The following is a 19508-nucleotide window of genomic DNA, read 5'->3' on the forward strand; positions in this document are numbered from 1 at the left end:
ATAATAAGGTCTTTACCCAAGATTTTTGCTAATCGCTAACTGCCATAAAACCCAATCAAGACCCCTGTTTATCGAGAGAAAAACCAATGGTAGCCACTTTAAAAGGACGAGATGTTTTAAGAATAACCGACATGAGTAGCCAAGAAATCAGCGCCCTACTCAATCTATCGGCACAGCTTAAAGCTGGCACTCTTAACCCTAGCTGCAAAAAAGTCTTAGGATTGCTATTTTATAAAGCTTCCACCAGGACCCGGGTTTCCTTTACCGTCGCCATGTACCAGTTAGGGGGACAGGTGATCGATCTTAACCCCAGTGTAACCCAAGTGGGGCGCGGGGAACCCTTAGCCGATACAGCCCGGGTACTCGATCGCTATCTCGATATTCTCGCGGTTCGCACCTTTAAACAAGAGGATTTAGAAGCTTTTGCCAATTACTCGCGCATCCCGATTATCAACGCTTTAACGGATTTAGAACATCCCTGTCAGATATTAGCCGATTTACAGACTATCCAAGAGACTTTTCAGACTTTACGGGGAATTAACCTCACCTATGTGGGGGATGGTAATAATGTCGCTAATTCTCTCCTCTTGGGTGGTGCTTTGATGGGGTTAAATGTGCGGGTTGCCTCCCCTGCAAACTATCAACCCGATGGGGAAATTGTCGCCAGCGCCCAGGCTATTGGCGAGAAAACCGGTAGTAAAATCTTGATTACCGACGATCCCGTTACGGCCGTAAAAGACTCTCAGGTAGTCTATACTGATGTCTGGGCAAGTATGGGACAGGAAAGCCTCGCTGATGCCCGAATTCCCGTTTTTCAGCCCTACCAAGTCAATGAACAGCTAATGAGTCACGCTGACAAAGACGCGATTATTCTCCATTGTTTGCCTGCTCACCGGGGCGAAGAAATTACCGACGGGGCGATCGAGGGTGTACAATCAAAAGTCTGGGAACAAGCGGAAAATCGGATGCACGCCCAAAAAGCTTTAATGGTGAGTTTATTGGGATTAATCTAGCTGCAGATGCTCAGTTACCTAAAATAATTATTAAACTCGATCATCAATCATCCTAAGACCTGTCCGACACCGGAAGTTAACGCTAGGATTGATGGTAAGAGCAATAATCAGGGCAGCCTCCACACCTAACTATATGTCAGACACCTCCGCCGTTAAAAAATATCTCGCCCATTGGTTTCAATTGGGAAAAAAAGTTATTTGTCCCAAAAACCAAGCTATGCTATTTCCGCTGCCAATTTTCAATGCTGATCGCTATTCGTCGGAGTTTGAAGATTGTTGGCAAAAAATGCTTGATCCTCAAAGTGGCGATTGTTACCTAGAGGGTACTCAACAAACCATCCAAGACTTACTTTCCCCTCAATGGGAATTTCATCCCTGCGCTCGTTGTACTATACCTGTACCAATTGAAGTGCTGGGCCAATCGGGTTTATCCTGTCCCTGCCATGATTTGAGTAATTGGCCCAATTTAGAATTACCCTTACCCCATTTACCTGTCAATAGTCGAGAAAATCTCGATCGCATCCGGCAAAGATTGCTAAAAAATTCTCCCTCACATTAACCGGACAAAAAGAGACGTTAGGGGTAACGTCTCGACAAAAGGGTTGATATTTAGGGTCTGCTGAATAAATCTAAAAACCTTGTTGGATAAGACTTTTAGACTTTTTTTTCCTCAAAAAGTGCCAGCCGTTGCGGGGATCGGGGGGAAAATTCAGGTACTTTTTCCCTGAAAATTAGGTAATTGACTACCTCAAAATCGGTAAAACCCCACACCCCACACCCCACACCCCACACCCTGCCCCCAGGAAAAGCTTTTTGCCGCAAACGCTATTTAACGATTTCTGCCAAAAAGATTGACTAAATCTCGCAATCTATCGCTATATTCTCCGGTTAAAGCTTCCTGACGATAGCGCCATGACCAATTCCCTTCTGCGACACTGGGGGTATTCATCCGCGCATCCGATCCTAAACCTAACACATCCTGTAACGGTACGATCGCCTGATTAGCCACGGAACTATAGGCCAGTCGAATCAGATCCCAAGCCACTCCCTGACCACTGGGAGCGCCAAGATATTGATATAGTCGCGCTTTTTCGTAGTCATTGGCGTTATCCTGAAACCAGCCCACAGTAGTATTATTATCGTGAGTGCCGGTATAAATCACACAGTTGCGTTCGACGTTAAAAGGAAGATAGGGATTACCCGCATCACCCCCAAAAGCGAAGTGGAGAATCTTCATCCCCGGGAAAGCAAAGTGATCGCGAAAATCTAGGACTGCTTGGTCAATATCGCCCAAATCTTCGGCAATAATCGGCAATTTACCTAAACGAGCGCCAATAGTATTAAAGAGATCATAACCCGGGGCCTTGAGCCAATGACCATTAATAGCGTTTTCCTGGCCAAAAGCCACCGCCCAATAGGCCTCTAATCCGCGAAAATGATCGATACGGATAATATCGACTAGGGAAAGAACCCCTTTTAAACGGCGTACCCACCAGTCAAAGCCCGTATTTTTGAGATAATCCCAGTTATAAAGAGGATTGCCCCATAATTGCCCCGTTTCTGAGAAATAATCCGGGGGAACCCCGGCCACTTCCAAGGGATTACCGGTTTGGGTATCTAGTCGGAAAACCTGCGGATTTGCCCAAACATCGGCGCTATTATGGGAGACATAAATGGGGATATCACCGATAATCTCGATACCGAGGGAGTTAGCATAGCGTTTTAGGGCTAACCACTGCTCAAAAAACTCAAATTGCAGGAATTTGTGCAGAAAAATCTCCTCTTGTAACTCCTGTTTCGGTGTTTCCAACGCACCCCAATGACGTTCGCGAATTTCTGTCGGCCATTCCATCCATGCTTTACCCTGGTAAGCGTGGGATAAAGCCATAAATAGGGCGTAATCCTCCAACCAATCGGCATTGCCATCACAAAAGCCGGCAAACTGTTTGTAAAGAATTGTGTCAGAACCCTTGACAAAATTGCTCGCCGCCTTTCTAAGTAGGGGAATTTTCCAAGCGATCAATCGCTCAAAATCCACTTGATCGAGGGGAAAATCGGGAATATCCTCGAAATCTGCGTCACTAAGCAGGTTTTTCTCCCGAAGAAGATCGAGACTAATCAGGAGATGATTGCCGGCAATGGCGCTAAAACTCATGTAGGGAGAGTTACCGTACCCTGTGGGGCCTAAAGGGAGAATTTGCCAGAGTTTTTGACCACTTTGAGCCAAAAAATCGATAAATTGATAGGCTTCCCTACCTAGTTCTCCAATCCCGTAACGGCCAGGATGACTGGTGGGATGAAGCAAAATACCGCTAGAACGGCTAAAAGCCATGAAAAAACCCCCTTATCAGTGATTCGGTTAGCAGTTATTAAGTGTTTAAAGCTGAATGCTCACTGCTATCTCCAAGCTAACCCGATCTCGATCGATAACGGCAATACTTAACAACTTTATTAGACCTATAGGACAAAATGAGGCATTACAGCCGTACATTAACAGATCGTCTTTCCAGTTAAAAAGATTCCTTCGGATCACGTTCCACGTTACCCCGGAGGAAAAACCGATCGCTTGTCAGTTATTGCGCCAATGATAGGGGCGCATCGTGGTCAGTGAGTTGATCGAACTGCGTGCGCCCAAAATGTAATATAGATATTTCGACCAAATTGAGATGCAGCCGCCGAAAATTCAAGAGCGATTCACTTACTGTCAGTAAGTCCCACTTCTTGTAACCTCCTCTTCAACCCAGACCGGTTACTGTACTGCTCGTAAATCCGGTTCAGGCGCTCTTGAAAAACGGGCAACCGGTTTTGATATTCGGCTAAATCTCTTAATTTGACCAACAATTTAACAGCCTCATCGTAGGATTTAGACTGAGCTTTCTGAATTAGGGACTCGACTTGCTGCCAAACTTGCGCTTCCCGTTTAGCTAAAGTTTGTAGTTCCTCAATTCGCTTGGCTTCCGCTTCTTGTTGTCGCCGTTTTTCTGCCTTTTTTCCTTCCTCAGCAGCAGCCTCAAGAAGTTCTTGGATCGTGCGTCGAGGCTGGTTAGAAGCAGGAGAATTAGGGATTAATTGAGATAGCTTTTGTTTGAATTTAGCAGATAAATTATGTTCTCCTTTAGCCAATCTTAATAGGAAATCTTCGCGTTCAGAAGCCGATAATTGGCTAATAGCTTGTTGCCAAGTTTGCTCCGAGATAGTTGTTAGTTTACCACTGGATGCACAAGCAACATTTAATAAGTGTTCGTCCAATTCAAAGATTTCCGTAAAAGCCTTTTGAGCGGCAGAAAGTTGCCCTAGTCCGGGGGGTAAAGGAGGTTCTAGTTGGGTCTTATCGATGTCTATATATCCCTCGGATAAGTCAATAGCTTTCAGCCAGGCTAAATATAATCCTCGATAATCTTGCTGGAGAATTTCTTGGCGTAATCCTATCAATTCCGATAGAATCCCTTCTCCTTCTATCCAGTCATTAAAACCTTCTTCTTGACTAAATTCCCAATCTAAAATTGCCCAATCTCCCGCAAAAGATAAGCTGATATAATTATCGATACAGTAAAGTTCAATTGTTTCTCGGTTGATCAGGGATGTGGGAAAACGAAACATTAATTGCTGTGTTCCCCAGTTGGTGATGTAGTACATGATATCGAAATACCGAGCCAGCACCTGTTTGGGATCCCCGCGAAAATTGCCGTAACTATAGTTGAAACTGGCAGTCGTTGCCGTCGGTTTGACGCGACTCGATAGCTCGCAGATGGCAGCCCTTTCCTCTTGGGTGAGGGGGCGATCGATAGCTTGGAATTCGTAATATTGGTATTCGCTCATGGTGTGCAACCTATCTCAAGGTTTATGATCGATATGCTGATAATTGTACGGGGATAGTTAGGGTTTAAAGATAAATTCGACAGGACGGGCGCTCTCGGATGTATTAGGAATAGCAAGAATAGGCAAATCGCCCGATCTTTACCGATAAGGAAAAAGTTCGGGTGATCGATCGGTAATTTTCCCGCATCTGTTTTTTCGAGAAATCTAATCTATTCCTTTGGATAGTGGCACGGTCAAAATCGATAAGATTATAATTTCTTTTGTTAAGCACTTTAGCGATCGCTGGATATTTCTACGATTCGTTGTCGGCTAATCGTTAAATTTTGTGAAAAAAAACTCATTGGTTGAGATTATCGGAGATAGAATCAGAATAGTTGAATAAGGGGGAAATAATTAGAGCCTTTTGGCATGGTTTATCGATAGAAAATTCTATAGATAAAAAAGCACTGGGTCTGCTTTTCCCGACTATTACCGGAAGATCGGTTTGGCGGGTAGGGCGGTGGCGTGTTTTTGAATTTAAAGTGCGATCGCTGTTCTTAGGGAGCAGTATGCTGTGGGGACAGTGACGGCGAAGATTGTTCAACCGAAACCTTTTCAATGAGTTTAACTCCCCCTTTGATGAACGGTCTCATTACTGGTTTATCTGAGAGGAATACAAGCCAAAAGGTCGCTGCCCGCAGATTGCTAAAAACCAGTTTTAGGGACAAGTATAAAAATGAGATGTTCCCAAGTTATAAGTTACTTAGAATCGGAAAGAAAAAAAGGGAGAGAGTAAGCGATTAGGAGTATCTAAACAAGTCTGTTTCTGATTAAGATCAAAATAATTGAGGAAATTATCTAATGACTAAAAATTCCAATAGTAAAAAAAATATTAGCAAACTAGAACTAATAGGATATTTATTTGCATTTTTTTCGTTTATGATGGCTATCTATACATTTTTCTTATGCAAAGAAAATGAGATAAGAAAACAGTCTATATTTTGGTTTTTTGGGTCTTTTGCCGCCGCTTCTATTTCTTATATCGATCAATTTAAAGTTGGAGATATTGAATTAAAACTCCAACAGCAAACAGAACAGATAGTCAATGAAGTGGGAGATAAACTTCAAGAACTTATCAGAGATAAACTGAGTCTAGTTGATTTACTGGAAGACTCAATAACCGAAGACCGCAGAAAAACAAGAGATGATCAGAATAGAAAGTATTTAGAATGGTTAAATAGTTTGCCAGAAGATAAAAAGTTAGCAACTCAAAAAATGAATACAATATTTCAGCTAACACAACGGAGTTTAAGAGTATCTGACTTAAAAAAAATGCTTGCCAAAGCATCCCTATATCAAGGAAATACTGAAAATGAAGAATTTGATAGAGAATTAACAAAAGCAATTGAAGAGTTCCAAAACAAATATGGATTGTCTCCTGATGGAACTTGTGGACAGATAACACTAAGTAAACTAAGTAAAGTTGTGAGGGGCTAAAAAACTAAATCTCAGTATTGGCAATTTTCCCTGCTTTCGCGTTCATCACTTAGTCAGTATTTAGGATTATCTCAACGACTCTTGGTGACAGATAATCGTACCAGTATGCCTGAACATTTAGAGGAATATTGACAAAAGAATCAACAAATCTGGGGACTGTTTTGGATACGTCCCACCACAACGATGGGAAAACTAGCCGAAGAATTAATTATGATTTGGGAAACTACCGAAGCAGAAGATGGATCGATTTGTCGATTGGATTCCTTTTTAATTAATGATATAATAAGATTATTAGCGTCCTTTTTATGCTTGATTATTAATTTGAATGACTCGCCAAATTCATGACCAATTTGCTAAGGAATATTTAGAGGAATTACTAACACCTCTAGGGACGATTAGAAAAAGTAAGAAAGTAAAAAGTGAGGTTCAAGAAATCGATGTCTGGTTTGAACCATTTAGCTCACCTACTCCCACTGAGTTACCTTTAGGGTTACTTGGAAAAATGGCGGCTACTTCCTGTTTGTTTGAACCTTTCCGCAATCCCCCGACCGAGGTAGAGATTCGCAGTTGTTTGTCAAAGTTATACGCGGTTCATGGGGATGTCTTGAGAAAAGCGAAACGGTCAAACAAAACTCTAACAGAAGCTGAACTACCAGTTCTCTGGATTCTAACGCCCACCTTTTCAGCTAGAATGATTGAAGATTTCGGGACTCACAGCGATGAGAGTAATTGGTTAACAGGGGTTTACTTTTTAGCGAAGTCTCTCAAAGCGGGTATCATCGTCATTCATCAATTACCAGTAAATGAAGACACCTTATGGTTAAGAGTATTAGGTAAAGGAGGAACTCAAAAACGAGCAGTAGAAGAGTTAGTTGAACTGCCAGAACGCAATCCTTTTCGAGAGAATTTATTAGAAATTCTGGCCAACTGGCGCAAAAACTTAGAATTGAGAGATAATTTAAGTACCGAAGAACAGGAGGACATCATGAATCTATCACCAGCTTATTTACAACAAAGGGAAGAGTGGAAGCAAGAAGGTACTTTAGAGGGACAACTTTCGCTGATAGCCAGTCTTCTGGAAGGACGCTTTGGCAGCCTAGATTCGGAATTATCTGGTCTGGTGGAACGGATCGCCCAACTTCCTATCTCGGAACGCACCGGATTGCTTCTTTCTTTGGCAAATTTATCCCGCGAGGAATTGTTGGAAAGATTGTAAATTTCGTTTCTCGCTCTTCTTACAGTCGTTCAACGATAACTGTTTTCCTTTTGTTTTTGCCGATAAGCTTCAAATTCGGGGTTACTGGCAAGAATTTGACGGACACGCTCGCGACTTATGCCGTATTTATCCCCTATTTGCTGATAGCTCAATCCTTGTCTATGGAGTTCTAAAAAATCGTAGCTTTTTTGCAGTTTTTCCTTTCTCTGTGCATCTCGTCTTGGGGTTGGACTCTTATCGCTAAGGTGTCCTACTATTTCCCTTCCCAACTCAGTCAAAGAATATTGAGAATCGTGGAAACTAACCAATCCTTGTTTTTCCAATTCTTTAAGTATTTTATGTACTCTGGTTAAATTATGAGCAGTTGTTGCCAATTGCCGAGATGGTTCCGAAAGTATCCGAATTGCCGAATCGATCTCAATCGGATAATCTAACATCCCTTTCAGAATCTGTTTCTGTTTTGCTTGGAGATTAGCGATCATCTCTTCTAAATGTTGAAAGTCTTCATTTTTATCCATCGGAATTATCGTTTCAATAGACCTTTCCCTAGTCTGATAAAATCACAATCAGGGGATATTGTCAACAACTAACCGTAGCTTACCCAGTCGTTTATGTCTTGCTGATGCACTTTTTTTAAAATGGTGATAAACTCAACTGTACTGGGTACACTCTCCCTATCGGATGAATTTGAGAAAAAATCGAGAGAAAAAAACGATGAACGAACGAGAAACATCCAACAAAATTGAGGCGGGCGGGGGTTTTCCCGTATTGCAATATTGGGCAGAAAAAACTCTCTCTCCTCAAGGGGTTAAACTCTGGCAAACCTTGAATCATAAAAGTGCCTGTTTAGCTTGCGCTTGGGGAACGGGAGGACAAAAGGGCGGTTTTGTCAACGAAGCGGGGGAAAGTCTGCAACGTTGTCTCAAAAGTGTCGAGGCAGTTACTTCCGAATTAATGCCAGGTATTAAAACCGATTTTTTTCAGACCTATCATCTCGCTCAATTACAGTCCTTAACCTCCCTAGAATGCGATCGCTTGGGTCGTTTCAGTTATCCCGTCCTCTTAAAAGCCGGAGAAAGTCACTATCAACGGATTAGTTGGGAAGAAGTGTATCGATTAGCCGAACAAGCTTTTCGTCAACCGTCCGAGACTATTGCCTCCTATAGTTCGGGACGTTCTTCTAATGAAGCCGCCTATCTCTTACAATTGTTTTTCCGGGCATTAGGAAGTAATAATTTAGCCGATTGTTCCGATCTCTGTCATGCCGCCTCGACCGTAGGCTTAAAACAGGTTTTCGGAACCGGAACTTCGATGGTCAGTCTGGAAAGTTTAAAACAAGCCGATTGTGTGGTGTTAATCGGTTCTAACGCTCCAGCTAATCATCCTCGCCTGATGAATGAATTAATTCAAATTCGTGATCGCGGCGGTAAAATTATTATTATTAACCCGCAAATTGAAGTCGGATTGGTCAAATTCTCCTCGCCCGCTTTTCCGATTAAATCTTTATTGCGGGGCGGTTCCGATATTTCAACTCTCTACCTACAGCCGATTCCGGGTAGCGACACCGCCCTATTCGTCGGATTACAAAAATCTTTGATCGAACAAAATTTAGTGCGGTGGAATTATCTGGAATCCCATACAGAAAATTGGCAATCTGTTATAGATTATGCCCGACAAACACCATGGGGAACCATTACTAAAACCTGCGGTTTGTCCCGAGAAGAAATTGAAGCAGCCGCCGCCCTTTTCGGCAATTTAGAGCGTGTGGTTTTCGCTTGGGCAATGGGGGTTACACAACAGGAAAACGGGGTAGATAATATTATCAGTATTGCCAATACCGCTTTAATGACGGGAAATGCTGGCAAAATCGGAGCCGGAACCATGCCAATCAGAGGTCATTCTAATGTACAGGGCTTCGGTTCTATGGGCGTTACAGTGAGATTACGTCAGGAAATCGCCGAGGCACTTGCTCAACTTTTAGGAAAGCCATTAAATATAACCGGCGGTTATGATACCAGGGCATTAATTGAAGCTGCCGAACGGGGAAAAATTAACACTCTTTTCTGTTTAGGAGGTAATCTTTATGGAGCAAATCCAGATTTAACTCAAGCCAAAAAAGCCTTAGCTCAAATTGATACAATTTTTTATGTAGCTACTAAGCCAAATTTAGGACATTTTCAGGGATTAGCCCGACAAAATACGATAATTTTACCCGTATTCGCTCGTTTTGAAAATCCTCACCCGACAACCACCGAATCGGGCAATAATTTTGTCCGTTTTAACGAGCGGGGAAGCAGTCATCTACAGGGTTCCCATGTGGATATCATCTCGGAAGTAGAACTGTTAACAAATATTGCCGTCAAGGTTTTAGGCACAAACCCGATTGATTGGTCGAGATTACACGATACCGCCTATATTCGTCAGTTAATCGCCAAAACGATTCCTGGTTATGAAAAGATCGGGCAATTAGATCAAACCCAAACAGAATTTACCATTAGCGGACGGATTTTTACCGAACCCCATTTTCCAACATCGACTGGAAAAGCGCAAATGTCTGTCACGCTTTTACCCACTTTAAAAGCACCGCAAAAGCAAGATTTCAATCAACCAGAAAATGCACCCGGAATTGCTCTGATTCTCGGAACAGGACGCAGTTATGGACAACATAATACCGTCGTTTATCAAGTGGGCGATAAATATCGGGGAATGCCTCACCGTCATTGTTTATTGATCAACGCCGAAGATGCCAAAAAAGCGGGCTTTCAAGAACATCAACGAGTCACCGTTCAAGGAGATGCCGGCAAATTAGAGAATATCGAACTTATTTTCGGTCCGATTCGCGAAGGTGTTGGCTTTATGTTCTATCCCGAAACTAATGTTTTATTCAAAGCTAAAATCGATCCTCGCTGTGGGACTCCTGCTTATAAACGAGTTCCCGTCTGGGTTTTTTAGTTATCAACTCCTCTAATTTTCTTTTTTGGAAATAATGAAATAGGGTTAACCAAGCCAACCAACGAATCGAGCAGAATGAAAAAGTTATGGTCGATTCGATCGCATTTCTGTTATCTTCTTCTTACCGTCATTAAAATAAGTATCCATGGGTAAGTTTTTACTAACCGTATTAAGCATAGCAAGTTTGTTTGCTGTCGGGATGGCTACCCCTAGCATTGCCAGTCCCACATCTGCAGCGACAAACTTGCAACTAGCTCAACGTCCTAACTGTAACAATCCCCAGACTCAAAGCGAAATGAACATTTGTGCCAGCATCGCTTATCAAAACGCCGATCGCAAGTTAAATCAAGTTTATCGACAACTACTGCCAAGACTGTCAGCTGCTCGCAAACAAAAATTAATTAGCGCCCAACAAGCTTGGATTAAGTTTAGAGACAGCAGTTGCGAATTTGAAAGAAGTGCCTATGAGGGAGGCTCTCTAGCTCCCATGATTTACGGTTTTTGTTTGGCAAATGTCACCGAGCAGCGTACCAAAGATTTGCGGAGATATTTAGAAGATAGCGATCTCTAAGTCAGAATCGCCGTTGATATTACCGATAATTCCTTAGACGTTTACTGCACAACAGCCTAAGCGGGTGAGGGGAATCGAACCCCTATCATTAGCTTGGAAGGCTAGGGTTTTACCACTAAACTACACCCGCATTTTCTTAGCACTTTTGTTAGCATAACACGAATTGCCAATTTTTGCAAGTAGGGATTTTCAGCTTGTTAATCGCCTCTAGATGGTCATAGATTGCCTAAAAATCCCGATCGCTCCTTTGTATCCCCGATTTGGCTAAAAGTTTCCTCCACGCGATCGAGGTCTAGTTGGGAGAAATTATCGATCGCCCAGTTGGACACTCTCTGCATAAAATGGAAGGGGTAGGTATGAGCGATTCCCACCACCTGCATTCCCGCTCTTTTTGCCGCTTCGCAACCGACAAAAGTATCTTCAATCACCAGACATTCCCAGGGTTGCAACTGTAGATTAAAATTCCAACGATTGAATCTTTCTACGGCCAGTAAATAACCATCCGGTTGGGGTTTACTGGTGCTGATCTCATCACCGGTGACAATGACACTAAAGTAATCCCCAAGGCCCGTCTGTTGCAAGATTGATTCCACTTCCGAGCGTATTGCTCCCGTCACCAAACCGATTTGTAGATCCCTGGCCTTAACTCGTTTTAAAAAAGAGTATATCTCTTCATAAATAGGAAGTTTCTCTAATTTTTCTAATCTTTCTCGGTATAAACTCGCTTTTTTGTTAATTAACTTAGTCAGATACTCCTCGGTCACTTGACGACCGCGACGGGTGAGAACATTACGCAAACAGACGCGATCGCTTCTTCCCAGACATAACTCCGCAAATTCCGACCCTAGGGGCAGTAAATTTTCCCCGAGCAAGATTTCATTGATTAACTCTTGATGGATTGGTTCATCATTGATGATCACCCCATTAAAATCGAACAGAACAGCCTTTAACATCAATCTTAGACAGAAAAGCTAATAAATACTCAGTGTTCTTGATTATACTAAAGTTTTTCGTCGAGGCTGGGGGGGTCTTGTCCCTGACCCCATCTCAACAAACAATTTTAACTGGAAAATTGCCAAGGCCTTGACAAATTCCCAGATTTGTTCTATTATTTTGTTATAGTGGGAATCCGTGCTGTCCTGTAACCCCCCTATTTGGGGCTGAAATATTAGCCAAAAATATAACAAAAGAATTTAGGGACCTGCGTGGGAATAATATCCCAACCGATCGGAGGGCGCAAGCTTTGCGCCCCTACAGTAACGGATTTTGTCCACAATGTAGGGGCGAACTGCGTTCGCCCAAAAGGTACATTAATGTAGGGGCGAACTGCGTTCGCCCAAAAGGTACATTATTAAAGCGCAAGTCCCTTAGGCCATTGTTTCCGATACCCAACGACGGAATAATTCCACAGCAATCCGATAACGGCAGTCTTGGCATTCGATGACATGATGATTTTCAAGGGTTTTTAGGGCCCGGTCGAGAGTTGTGGCAGTTAGTCCGGTGCTGGACAGTAAATCTGCCCGGGTTAATCCTTGCAGATGGGGAGAAAGAACTATTAAAATCTCCTGTTGTCCGGCCGCATCTTGTTTAGCCTGTTTCCAGACACCCGTAAAATAATAATTCCCCCTTTGGAAAAACTCGTCATCGATAGCTTTTTCCACATCTTCCACCTGAAAACGAATATCTTGGGGACGTTGCAACTCAAAGACCTGTTTATTATAAAAACGTACCAGATGAAAGCCGATCAGTTGTACTAAATAGGGTTGACCGTGGGTAAGTTGATAAATTTTGTCCAAAGCGGATGGGGTATAGTCTAGGGGAAAATCCTCGTCTTCCCCAACGGGATTAGCGAGGATAACGCGAGTAGATTCAGGAGAGAGGAAACTAACTGGAATCGGGTAAACACTGCCAAAAAAAGGATGAAAATAATCGGCAGTCATCTCCTCTAGGGTATGTAATCCGGCAAAAACAAAAGCTAGACGCGGACTACTCTGGACAAGGGAACGCAGATAGCCGAGGAAATTCGGGGGGAGGGTATTCGCTTCGATTAAATCCTCAATTATCTCGAACTCATCGAGGGCAATAATTAAACCGGTTTTAGCTTTTTTCGGCAGAATCTGGCGCATCAGACGGTCTAAATAACGATTAAAATACATTTCTGGATGTTGGGAGATTTTTTCCTCTTCTGGGGCATCAATTGCCAAAGTTTGGGCGATTTCCTCAGCCATAGTCAGGAGAACTTCGGCTAGGCTGGTTACTGTGGCCAAGCGCTGTAAATTAATGTAGATAACCGAGACATTTGGTGGAAGATAGGCCTCCAGATTGCGTAGAATCGAAGTTTTACCCATGCGACGATGACCATAGAGAACCACGGAGGATAGGTTATCTCCGGACCACATTGACTGAAGTTCCCGCAGGATATCCTCACGACCAACAAAGCGTTGACCGATCACTGGATCACCGATAATGTAGGGATTAGGAATCGGTTGGGTAATAGTTACCGTTCCCACCGTTCCCGCGATGGATGTGCTAATTTTTGCCCATTTTTCGGCAATAGAAAGGATTAATTCTTTTTCTGCTTGGGGTAAAGTAGCCGCCTTTTGGTCGGTTATATCCCTTAATTCCCCGATAATCCGATTAAGAGCGAGGGATCTGGTCTGTTGGGAGTAACTTCTCTGGACTAAAGCCATTTCTGTGATAACTAGATTTAAACTGCTGATAGCTTGCCAAGTTTGCGGACGTAATGAAGGTTCTGCGGCAATGGGGGCAACCTCCAGGGAAGCGATACTATCGGGAGTTGCTGCCAGACTAAATCGGTGTAAAGTTTGGGCGAGGCTATACATTTCTTCCCCGTAGGCGAGGGAACGTACCACAGCAAAGGCTTTTTCGGCTTTTTCGGTGTCCCGTTGGCGAAGATACCAAAAACCGGCGGCGGCGGCACGAGCAGGGGTATCGAGACGGATTTTGCTGGGAGGAAAAGAAAACAGTTTCGCCGACGCATATTTTAACAATTGCCAATCGGAGGGATTTTCTGCCAGACGGGAGACGCGATAGATAATTTCTGCCTCTGGGAATTGCGATAAAACGCGGTTAACGGCGACAAGGACAGGAATAAACTGGCGGCTGTACTGAAGGTATTGATTGAGGTTATTAATAGCCGTTTCCCAGTCTTGCTGTAACCATTGTTGTAGAGTCGAGGTTAACCCCGGCAGCGGTAGAAGGGTAATACGGGGAAAAAGTCGCCCTTGGGGACCAGCCAAAAGCCCGATTAGCCAATTATCAGGACGGAAAAAGGCGAATATAATCCCCACGCTGGACACCACGCCGGACACCACGCCGGACACCACGCCGGACACCACGCCGAAGTCCACGCCCAACGACACGCCGAACAGCACGCCGGACGACACCAAGCCAGACTCCACGCCGTACCCCACGCCGTACCCCACGCCCAACACCACGCCGTACCCCACGCCCAACACCACGCCCAACCCCACGCCCAACCCCACGCCCAACACCACGCCGTACCCCACGCCCAACACCACGCCCAACACCACGCCGCCGTACCCCACGCCCAACCCCACGCCCGACACCACGCCCCACACCACGCCCCACACCACGCCCACCCAATTAACAGAAAGTCCTAAATTTGCCGCTATGCTACAGATAATGAGAGGGGTAATTACAGTTAAGAGAAGACCCTGAATCCCTAGACGCAATTGTACGGGATGGTCGCGGAGAAATTGCCTTGTATCGCGCCATGTTTTCTGTTCTTTTAATTTATCGCCGCCGCCTCTCGTTTCCACATACCAGCGCACTGCTTGGGGAAAATAAAACACCCAGTACAACAGCAAAAGATAATCAAAGGGATTCCATAAAGATAAATCGCGTCTGAGTTTAGGAGCGAGATTAATTCTGGGGACGGTGCTTTCCTTCATAATTTTTATCTCTAGCTATTTACCCGGTGATGGTTTATTAAGTAGTTAGGTGTTACTCAAGGTAGGGTTGATTCATGAATCAACCCTACTATTCAGCACCCCCCTTATCAAGGGGGGCAGGGGGGATCAAACCAAAAATTAAATCAACTTATTGTTTAGTTATAACCTAAGTTCGGGATGCTGAGTTATTGACTTTGGTTTGATAAAGTTTAAAACAATTTTGCATCACCTCTCGCGGCTTTCCTTGACTTTGCCTAACAAGAGAACTTATTTCCTCCTCAGTAAAAGTCACTCCAGTTTGACTTAGACGATGACTAATAAACTCTTTAATTTTAGCTTCATCCCATAATTTAATCGGAAATTGTTGACAAATTCCCTCGAAAGGTGAATCACCTCCTTTGTTATCAGGAAATAAAACATCAAGGGAACGATTAGCCGCTACTACTAATCTTAAAGGTGGATCGGGACGATTAGCCAACTCTCTTAATTGACTTCTAAGCTGATAGCTGAAATATTTTTGAGTCATATTATCTACCACATCCAATAATAACAGGATTTTGTGTTTTTCTAATTCCCTAGTTAATCTAGTTCCTTTGAGCGGTTTATCGTAATTCGCATCTATACCAATCTGATGACATAATTCATAATAAAAATCCTTATCTCCTGCTAATCCTTCTAAGTTTAGATACAAGGGTTGTCGCTGACTAAGTAAATACTCCCTTGCTTGATGGTAAATTCCCCAAAGCAGGGTGGTTTTTCCCGTTCCCCTTTCCCCGATAATAGCAGCACTACTGCCGGAATTTAAAACCTCAAAAATATCTTTAATTTCTTGTTCCCGGCCAAAAATCTGCTGAATTTCTTCAATACCTCCGGAAGTGGGTTTAAAAGGATTATGGGCATTTTTTTGGGGTTGTAATTGCGGAAAATATTTAAAAATAGTCTGAACTGGAATCGCTCTTCCTCCTAAATCAGTAAACTCATCTCTGGTTATATTCACCACTCCGCACACTTTCCCCGTGCGTAAATTTAACAGAGGTGAACCACTAAAACCGGGTTGTACTTGCCCTAATTTAAACTTGATTAAGGGGTTTTCATCCCCCGTTAAACCTATATACTCAAAGTCACTAGGATCACCGTTCGGATACTCGTTGGTATAGCCGAAAGTGTATAATTTATCTGTTAATTGTAAATCGTGATCAAAATCGACATATTTGTGATCTAAAGACGAGTTTAATTGTAAAAGAGCCAGATCGATCCCATCTAGATTCGGTAAGTGGATAATTTTAGCCCCAGAAATTTGACCTTGCCAAATTATCTCGATAGTCTCGCGATTATCCCGCGCATCTTTCACCACATGAAGACAGGTCAAAATTAACCCTTGTCCCACAAAAAAGCCTGTTCCTGACCCATAGATTAACTTTAACCTGACAGTGTACGGGGGTAGAGATTCCGGGGTAAGCATTTAATCAATTTATCCTCCCCATTCCAGAGTAATTTTTAAATTTCCCTTTCCTTCACCTTCCACAATTAAAGCGGTTAGTTTACCAGATTTTACCCTGACTTCTACCCCAAATTCTACGGTTGCCTTTTTGGGCTGCACTTTACTTATCGTAGCAGCGATCGATTCAGTAACTGCCTCAATTGTATCAGCCACACTTTGAAAGTCAAATATTTGATCGGATACTTCCCGTTCACCACCGAAACTTCTCGCTTCCACTAACATGGTGACATTTTCTTTAACTTTCACTGAAATAATCTCAGATTTAGATTCTGGCATAAGGCTCCTCCAATGACCCGTTTATGGTTTTCTCGATTGCTTCTCGGACAAACTTATAGCGGAACTAAAAAGGCTTATATATATTTCGGCACGGATTCCCATTATACTAGAAAGTATAGGTCAAATCGAGGGATTTTGTCAAGTCTTTTTTGCCATTAATCTATTTGTGTTATGCAGTGGAGGGGGTTATAAGGAATAAAACCCCGATAGAGACAGACATTGCTGCGATTTTTGTCAATTGTTTTCGCTCTAGAACAAACTAATCAATTAAGTCTCTTGCCATATAAGGATTTAGTCAATTTATGCCCCTATATCGAACCATACCAAGTAACGAAGAACCTTCTTTTTCCTCTTCTTGAATCGCCGATTTCGGGACAATGACGACGTTAACCGATTCTTCTACTTCGTTGAATAGTTCTAAAACATATCCTTCCTCACCCCCCTTCGGATGGGCAACTATATCAACAAGAATCGCCGAATCACCCTGCTTAAGATTGTATTCGGGAACGTCGCGGGCTAGGGTCACTTCTTCGTATAGTTGCGCCATGGTTTATTTTTCCTTTCGGGGTTTGAGGGTGATAAATTGAAATTGATGATCTAGGTTTCGTTTTAGCCAAATCGTGACAACGGATAGGGGAACTTGATTACTGCTGATTAATTCCCCCTCGACTCTATAGAAGGTTCCGTATTCGATTCACCGATCAAGTGTATTAATTGATATTGTTTCAAGTTTTTTTTGGGGTTGTAATTGCAGAAAGTTTTTTGAAATAGTCTGGACTAAAAAGGCTTATATATATTTCGGCACGGATTCCCATTATACTAGAAAGTATAGGTCAAATCGAGAGATTTTGTCAAGTTTTTTTTGCCATTAATCTATATAATTGTCGGGCTGCTCACCAGTCATTGTCCTGAAAAAAATTATGCCCCGGTTTGTTAAACAAGCATATATGCAGCGTTTAATCAAGTCAGTCCCGATGAAAAAATTTTCACCCCCACAGATGAAAGAGGTTTCTTTCCCTACACCCCACACCCTACACCCTACACCCTCTTTCAAGTCAGGACGGGAGACAAAAACGAGTTATTGGACAGAAAGAGGCGATGGGATGTTATTATTTAAAGCCGATTCCCCGGAAGCAGCCGAATCGATCATCGGGCAGCATCCCCTGGCGAATAGTAGTGGAATAGGCTATTAAAGGAGTGAACCCTGTGCAAATATTCACAACAATCCCCGGTTTACGCACTTTTTTGGCTGATTATCGCCATGATCACAGTATTGCCCTCGTGCCAACCATGGGCGCCCTCCATAAAGGTCATGCTAGTCTAATTCGACGCGCAGTGACGGAAGCGGAGGTAACTGTGGTCAGTATTTTTGTTAATCCTCTACAATTTGGCCCCACAGAGGATTTTTCTCGCTATCCCCGCAGCCTTGACAGCGATCGCCAATTGTGTGAATCTTTGGGAGTTGCTGCTATTTTTGCTCCCAGTGCGGAAACTTTAGGAATTGGTGATTCTGAGGAGATAACCGCAGTTGTTCCCCCGATTTCTCTGACTAGCGGGTTATGTGGTGCTTTTCGTCCGGGACATTTTCAGGGAGTAGCCACAATTGTCACCAGGTTGTTTAATATTATTGCACCGACGATCGCCTATTTTGGCGAAAAGGATGCCCAACAGTTAGCGATTATCCGGCAATTAGTCAGGGATTTAAATTTAGCGATCGAGATTCGCGCTTGTGCTACAGTGCGAGAAACATCGGGATTAGCAGTTAGTTCTCGCAATCAGTATCTATCGGCCACAGAAAGGGAAAAAGCGACAATTATCGCCCAAAGTTTGCAATTAGCTCTCGAAAGTTTTCGTTTAGGGGAAAGACAAAGGGAAAAACTACTGGCTATTGTCCAAAAAAATCTCGACAGGGTGCCAGAATTTCGCTGTCAGTATCTGGATTTAGTCCATCCCCAGAGTTTACAACCGATCGAGCAGATCGAGACAGGGGGACTGTTAGCGATCGCTGGATCGATCGGTCAAACCCGTTTAATTGATAATATTATCTTGCGTCAACGTCGGGCAGTTATCGCTATTGATGGACCTGCTGGAGCGGGAAAATCGACAGTAACGCGCTTAGTAGCCGAAAAATTGGGGTTAACCTATCTCGATACCGGTGCGATGTATCGCGCGGTGACATGGTTAGTGGTGAATTCCGGTCTGGATTTGTCCGCAGAAGCGGCCATCGCCGAGTTATTATCTTTAGCGAAGATAGAAATAATCCCGGTCGATAGTCCCGAAAATGTGACTATAGTGAAGATTAATGGGCAGGATGTGACTTTAGAGATTCGCTCTCCCGCAATTACCGCGCAAGTGTCCAGAATTGCCGCTCAAAAAGCGGTGCGACAGCAGTTAGTCACCCTGCAAAGACAGATGGGAATGTCGGGGGGAATAGTTGTGGAAGGTCGGGATATTGGTACTAATGTTTTCCCAGAAGCGGAATTAAAGATTTTCTTGACAGCGACACCCGAAGAAAGAGCCAGAAGGAGATTAAAAGACTTAGAAGCGCAGGGAAATGGTGGGATTAGTCTCGCAGAATTAACCCAAGAGATTGAAAAAAGGGATTATTTGGATAGTAATCGCTCCCTAGCACCCCTGCGAAAAGCCACAGATGCGATCGAAGTTAATACCGATCATCTCACTATTACAGAAGTCACGGAAAAAATCATTGCTCTTTATCATCTTAACCAAGGGGATTTAGGGGGATAAT

Annotated in this window: 16 protein-coding genes, 1 tRNA gene and 1 pseudogene; 8 read left to right on the plus strand and 10 right to left on the minus strand. The window is 43.3% G+C overall.

The genetic code is table 11. The features are described from left to right. The first annotated feature begins 86 nt into the window (after window positions 1–86). Window positions 87–1013 (plus strand): ornithine carbamoyltransferase, encoded by a 927-nt coding sequence (gene argF, locus H6G40_RS05880; RefSeq protein WP_190537400.1) that lies wholly within the window; start codon window positions 87–89, stop codon window positions 1011–1013. Between the two features lie 133 nt (window positions 1014–1146). Further along, on the plus strand, window positions 1147–1572 hold the full coding sequence (locus H6G40_RS05885; RefSeq protein ID WP_039899639.1) for a hypothetical protein: 426 nt from the start codon (window positions 1147–1149) through the stop codon (window positions 1570–1572). A 270-nt stretch (window positions 1573–1842) separates the two neighbouring features. On the opposite strand, the gene malQ is transcribed toward H6G40_RS05885, so the two are convergent. Together malQ and H6G40_RS05895 are read right to left on the minus strand one after the other, a co-directional pair. Beyond that, a complete protein-coding gene (gene malQ, locus H6G40_RS05890) occupies window positions 1843–3345 on the minus strand; it encodes a 4-alpha-glucanotransferase (RefSeq protein ID WP_069475145.1) in 1503 nt (500 codons plus the stop codon). Between the two features lie 362 nt (window positions 3346–3707). Beyond that, entirely contained in the window at window positions 3708–4832 is a 1125-nt protein-coding gene (locus H6G40_RS05895; protein ID WP_069475146.1) for a hypothetical protein, read from the minus strand. Between the two features lie 840 nt (window positions 4833–5672). Here H6G40_RS05895 and H6G40_RS05900 point away from each other — a divergent pair. Further along, window positions 5673–6308: a peptidoglycan-binding domain-containing protein gene (locus H6G40_RS05900; RefSeq protein ID WP_069475147.1), complete on the plus strand. Its 636-nt coding sequence runs from the start codon at window positions 5673–5675 to the stop codon at window positions 6306–6308. Between the two features lie 325 nt (window positions 6309–6633). Continuing rightward, the gene (locus tag H6G40_RS05905) at window positions 6634–7524 is read left to right on the plus strand and encodes a hypothetical protein (protein ID WP_069475148.1); all 891 of its coding nucleotides are present in this window, start codon (window positions 6634–6636) and stop codon (window positions 7522–7524) included. 29 nt (window positions 7525–7553) lie between these two features. Here H6G40_RS05905 and H6G40_RS05910 read toward each other — a convergent pair whose 3' ends face one another. Continuing rightward, window positions 7554–8042 carry a sigma factor-like helix-turn-helix DNA-binding protein gene (locus H6G40_RS05910; RefSeq protein WP_002736581.1) on the minus strand — a complete coding sequence of 163 codons (489 nt, stop codon included), beginning with the start codon at window positions 8040–8042 and terminating at the stop codon, window positions 7554–7556. Between the two features lie 196 nt (window positions 8043–8238). Between H6G40_RS05910 and H6G40_RS05915 the strand changes: the two genes are divergently transcribed. Together H6G40_RS05915 and H6G40_RS05920 are read left to right on the plus strand one after the other, a co-directional pair. Then, window positions 8239–10476 (plus strand): FdhF/YdeP family oxidoreductase, encoded by a 2238-nt coding sequence (locus tag H6G40_RS05915; protein ID WP_190537402.1) that lies wholly within the window; start codon window positions 8239–8241, stop codon window positions 10474–10476. A 145-nt stretch (window positions 10477–10621) separates the two neighbouring features. Beyond that, window positions 10622–11047: a lysozyme inhibitor LprI family protein gene (locus H6G40_RS05920; RefSeq protein WP_042790808.1), complete on the plus strand. Its 426-nt coding sequence runs from the start codon at window positions 10622–10624 to the stop codon at window positions 11045–11047. Window positions 11048–11106: 59 nt separating this feature from the next. Here H6G40_RS05920 and H6G40_RS05925 read toward each other — a convergent pair. From H6G40_RS05925 to H6G40_RS24255, 7 genes and pseudogenes are all read right to left on the minus strand, one after another. Next, window positions 11107–11177 (minus strand) — tRNA-Gly (locus H6G40_RS05925). 85 nt (window positions 11178–11262) lie between these two features. Then, on the minus strand, window positions 11263–12000 hold the full coding sequence (locus tag H6G40_RS05930) for an HAD family hydrolase (protein ID WP_190537404.1): 738 nt from the start codon (window positions 11998–12000) through the stop codon (window positions 11263–11265). A 414-nt stretch (window positions 12001–12414) separates the two neighbouring features. After that, the gene (locus H6G40_RS05935; RefSeq protein WP_190537406.1) at window positions 12415–14982 is read right to left on the minus strand and encodes an AAA family ATPase; all 2568 of its coding nucleotides are present in this window, start codon (window positions 14980–14982) and stop codon (window positions 12415–12417) included. 166 nt (window positions 14983–15148) lie between these two features. After that, complete coding sequence (locus tag H6G40_RS05940) at window positions 15149–16444, minus strand: S1 family peptidase (RefSeq protein ID WP_069475152.1); 1296 nt, start codon at window positions 16442–16444, stop codon at window positions 15149–15151. 9 nt (window positions 16445–16453) lie between these two features. Continuing rightward, on the minus strand, window positions 16454–16759 hold the full coding sequence (locus tag H6G40_RS05945) for a CU044_2847 family protein (protein ID WP_069475153.1): 306 nt from the start codon (window positions 16757–16759) through the stop codon (window positions 16454–16456). Between the two features lie 295 nt (window positions 16760–17054). After that, entirely contained in the window at window positions 17055–17306 is a 252-nt protein-coding gene (locus H6G40_RS05950) for a DUF4926 domain-containing protein (RefSeq protein WP_002755998.1), read from the minus strand. A gap of 3 nt (window positions 17307–17309) precedes the next feature. After that, a pseudogene (locus H6G40_RS24255) lies at window positions 17310–17450 on the minus strand (DUF6883 domain-containing protein); the annotation flags it as partial. Between the two features lie 229 nt (window positions 17451–17679). Here H6G40_RS24255 and H6G40_RS05955 point away from each other — a divergent pair. Next, complete coding sequence (locus H6G40_RS05955; RefSeq protein WP_103112380.1) at window positions 17680–17952, plus strand: hypothetical protein; 273 nt, start codon at window positions 17680–17682, stop codon at window positions 17950–17952. A 13-nt stretch (window positions 17953–17965) separates the two neighbouring features. Continuing rightward, window positions 17966–19507 (plus strand): bifunctional pantoate--beta-alanine ligase/(d)CMP kinase, encoded by a 1542-nt coding sequence (locus H6G40_RS05960; RefSeq protein ID WP_190537407.1) that lies wholly within the window; start codon window positions 17966–17968, stop codon window positions 19505–19507. Window position 19508: the final 1 nt, after the last annotated feature.

The sequence above is a fragment of the Microcystis viridis FACHB-1342 genome, assembly GCF_014698335.1.
Taxonomy (GTDB): domain Bacteria; phylum Cyanobacteriota; class Cyanobacteriia; order Cyanobacteriales; family Microcystaceae; genus Microcystis; species Microcystis ichthyoblabe_A.

Bases quoted from the DNA above. Each gene is read 5' to 3' on its own strand.
- malQ (WP_069475145.1), bottom strand. From the start codon at position 3,345: ATGGCTTTTAGCCGTTCTAGCGGTATTTTGCTTCATCCCACCAGTCAT.
- H6G40_RS05885 (WP_039899639.1), top strand. From the start codon at position 1,147: ATGTCAGACACCTCCGCCGTTAAAAAATATCTCGCCCATTGGTTTCAA.
- argF (WP_190537400.1), top strand. From the start codon at position 87: ATGGTAGCCACTTTAAAAGGACGAGATGTTTTAAGAATAACCGACATG.
- H6G40_RS05955 (WP_103112380.1), top strand. From the start codon at position 17,680: ATGCCCCGGTTTGTTAAACAAGCATATATGCAGCGTTTAATCAAGTCA.
- H6G40_RS05895 (WP_069475146.1), bottom strand. From the start codon at position 4,832: ATGAGCGAATACCAATATTACGAATTCCAAGCTATCGATCGCCCCCTC.
- H6G40_RS05950 (WP_002755998.1), bottom strand. From the start codon at position 17,306: ATGGCGCAACTATACGAAGAAGTGACCCTAGCCCGCGACGTTCCCGAA.
- H6G40_RS05945 (WP_069475153.1), bottom strand. From the start codon at position 16,759: ATGCCAGAATCTAAATCTGAGATTATTTCAGTGAAAGTTAAAGAAAAT.
- H6G40_RS05935 (WP_190537406.1), bottom strand. From the start codon at position 14,982: ATGAAGGAAAGCACCGTCCCCAGAATTAATCTCGCTCCTAAACTCAGA.
- H6G40_RS05910 (WP_002736581.1), bottom strand. From the start codon at position 8,042: ATGGATAAAAATGAAGACTTTCAACATTTAGAAGAGATGATCGCTAAT.
- H6G40_RS05905 (WP_069475148.1), top strand. From the start codon at position 6,634: ATGACTCGCCAAATTCATGACCAATTTGCTAAGGAATATTTAGAGGAA.
- H6G40_RS05915 (WP_190537402.1), top strand. From the start codon at position 8,239: ATGAACGAACGAGAAACATCCAACAAAATTGAGGCGGGCGGGGGTTTT.
- H6G40_RS05930 (WP_190537404.1), bottom strand. From the start codon at position 12,000: ATGTTAAAGGCTGTTCTGTTCGATTTTAATGGGGTGATCATCAATGAT.
- H6G40_RS05900 (WP_069475147.1), top strand. From the start codon at position 5,673: ATGACTAAAAATTCCAATAGTAAAAAAAATATTAGCAAACTAGAACTA.
- H6G40_RS05920 (WP_042790808.1), top strand. From the start codon at position 10,622: ATGGGTAAGTTTTTACTAACCGTATTAAGCATAGCAAGTTTGTTTGCT.
- H6G40_RS05940 (WP_069475152.1), bottom strand. From the start codon at position 16,444: ATGCTTACCCCGGAATCTCTACCCCCGTACACTGTCAGGTTAAAGTTA.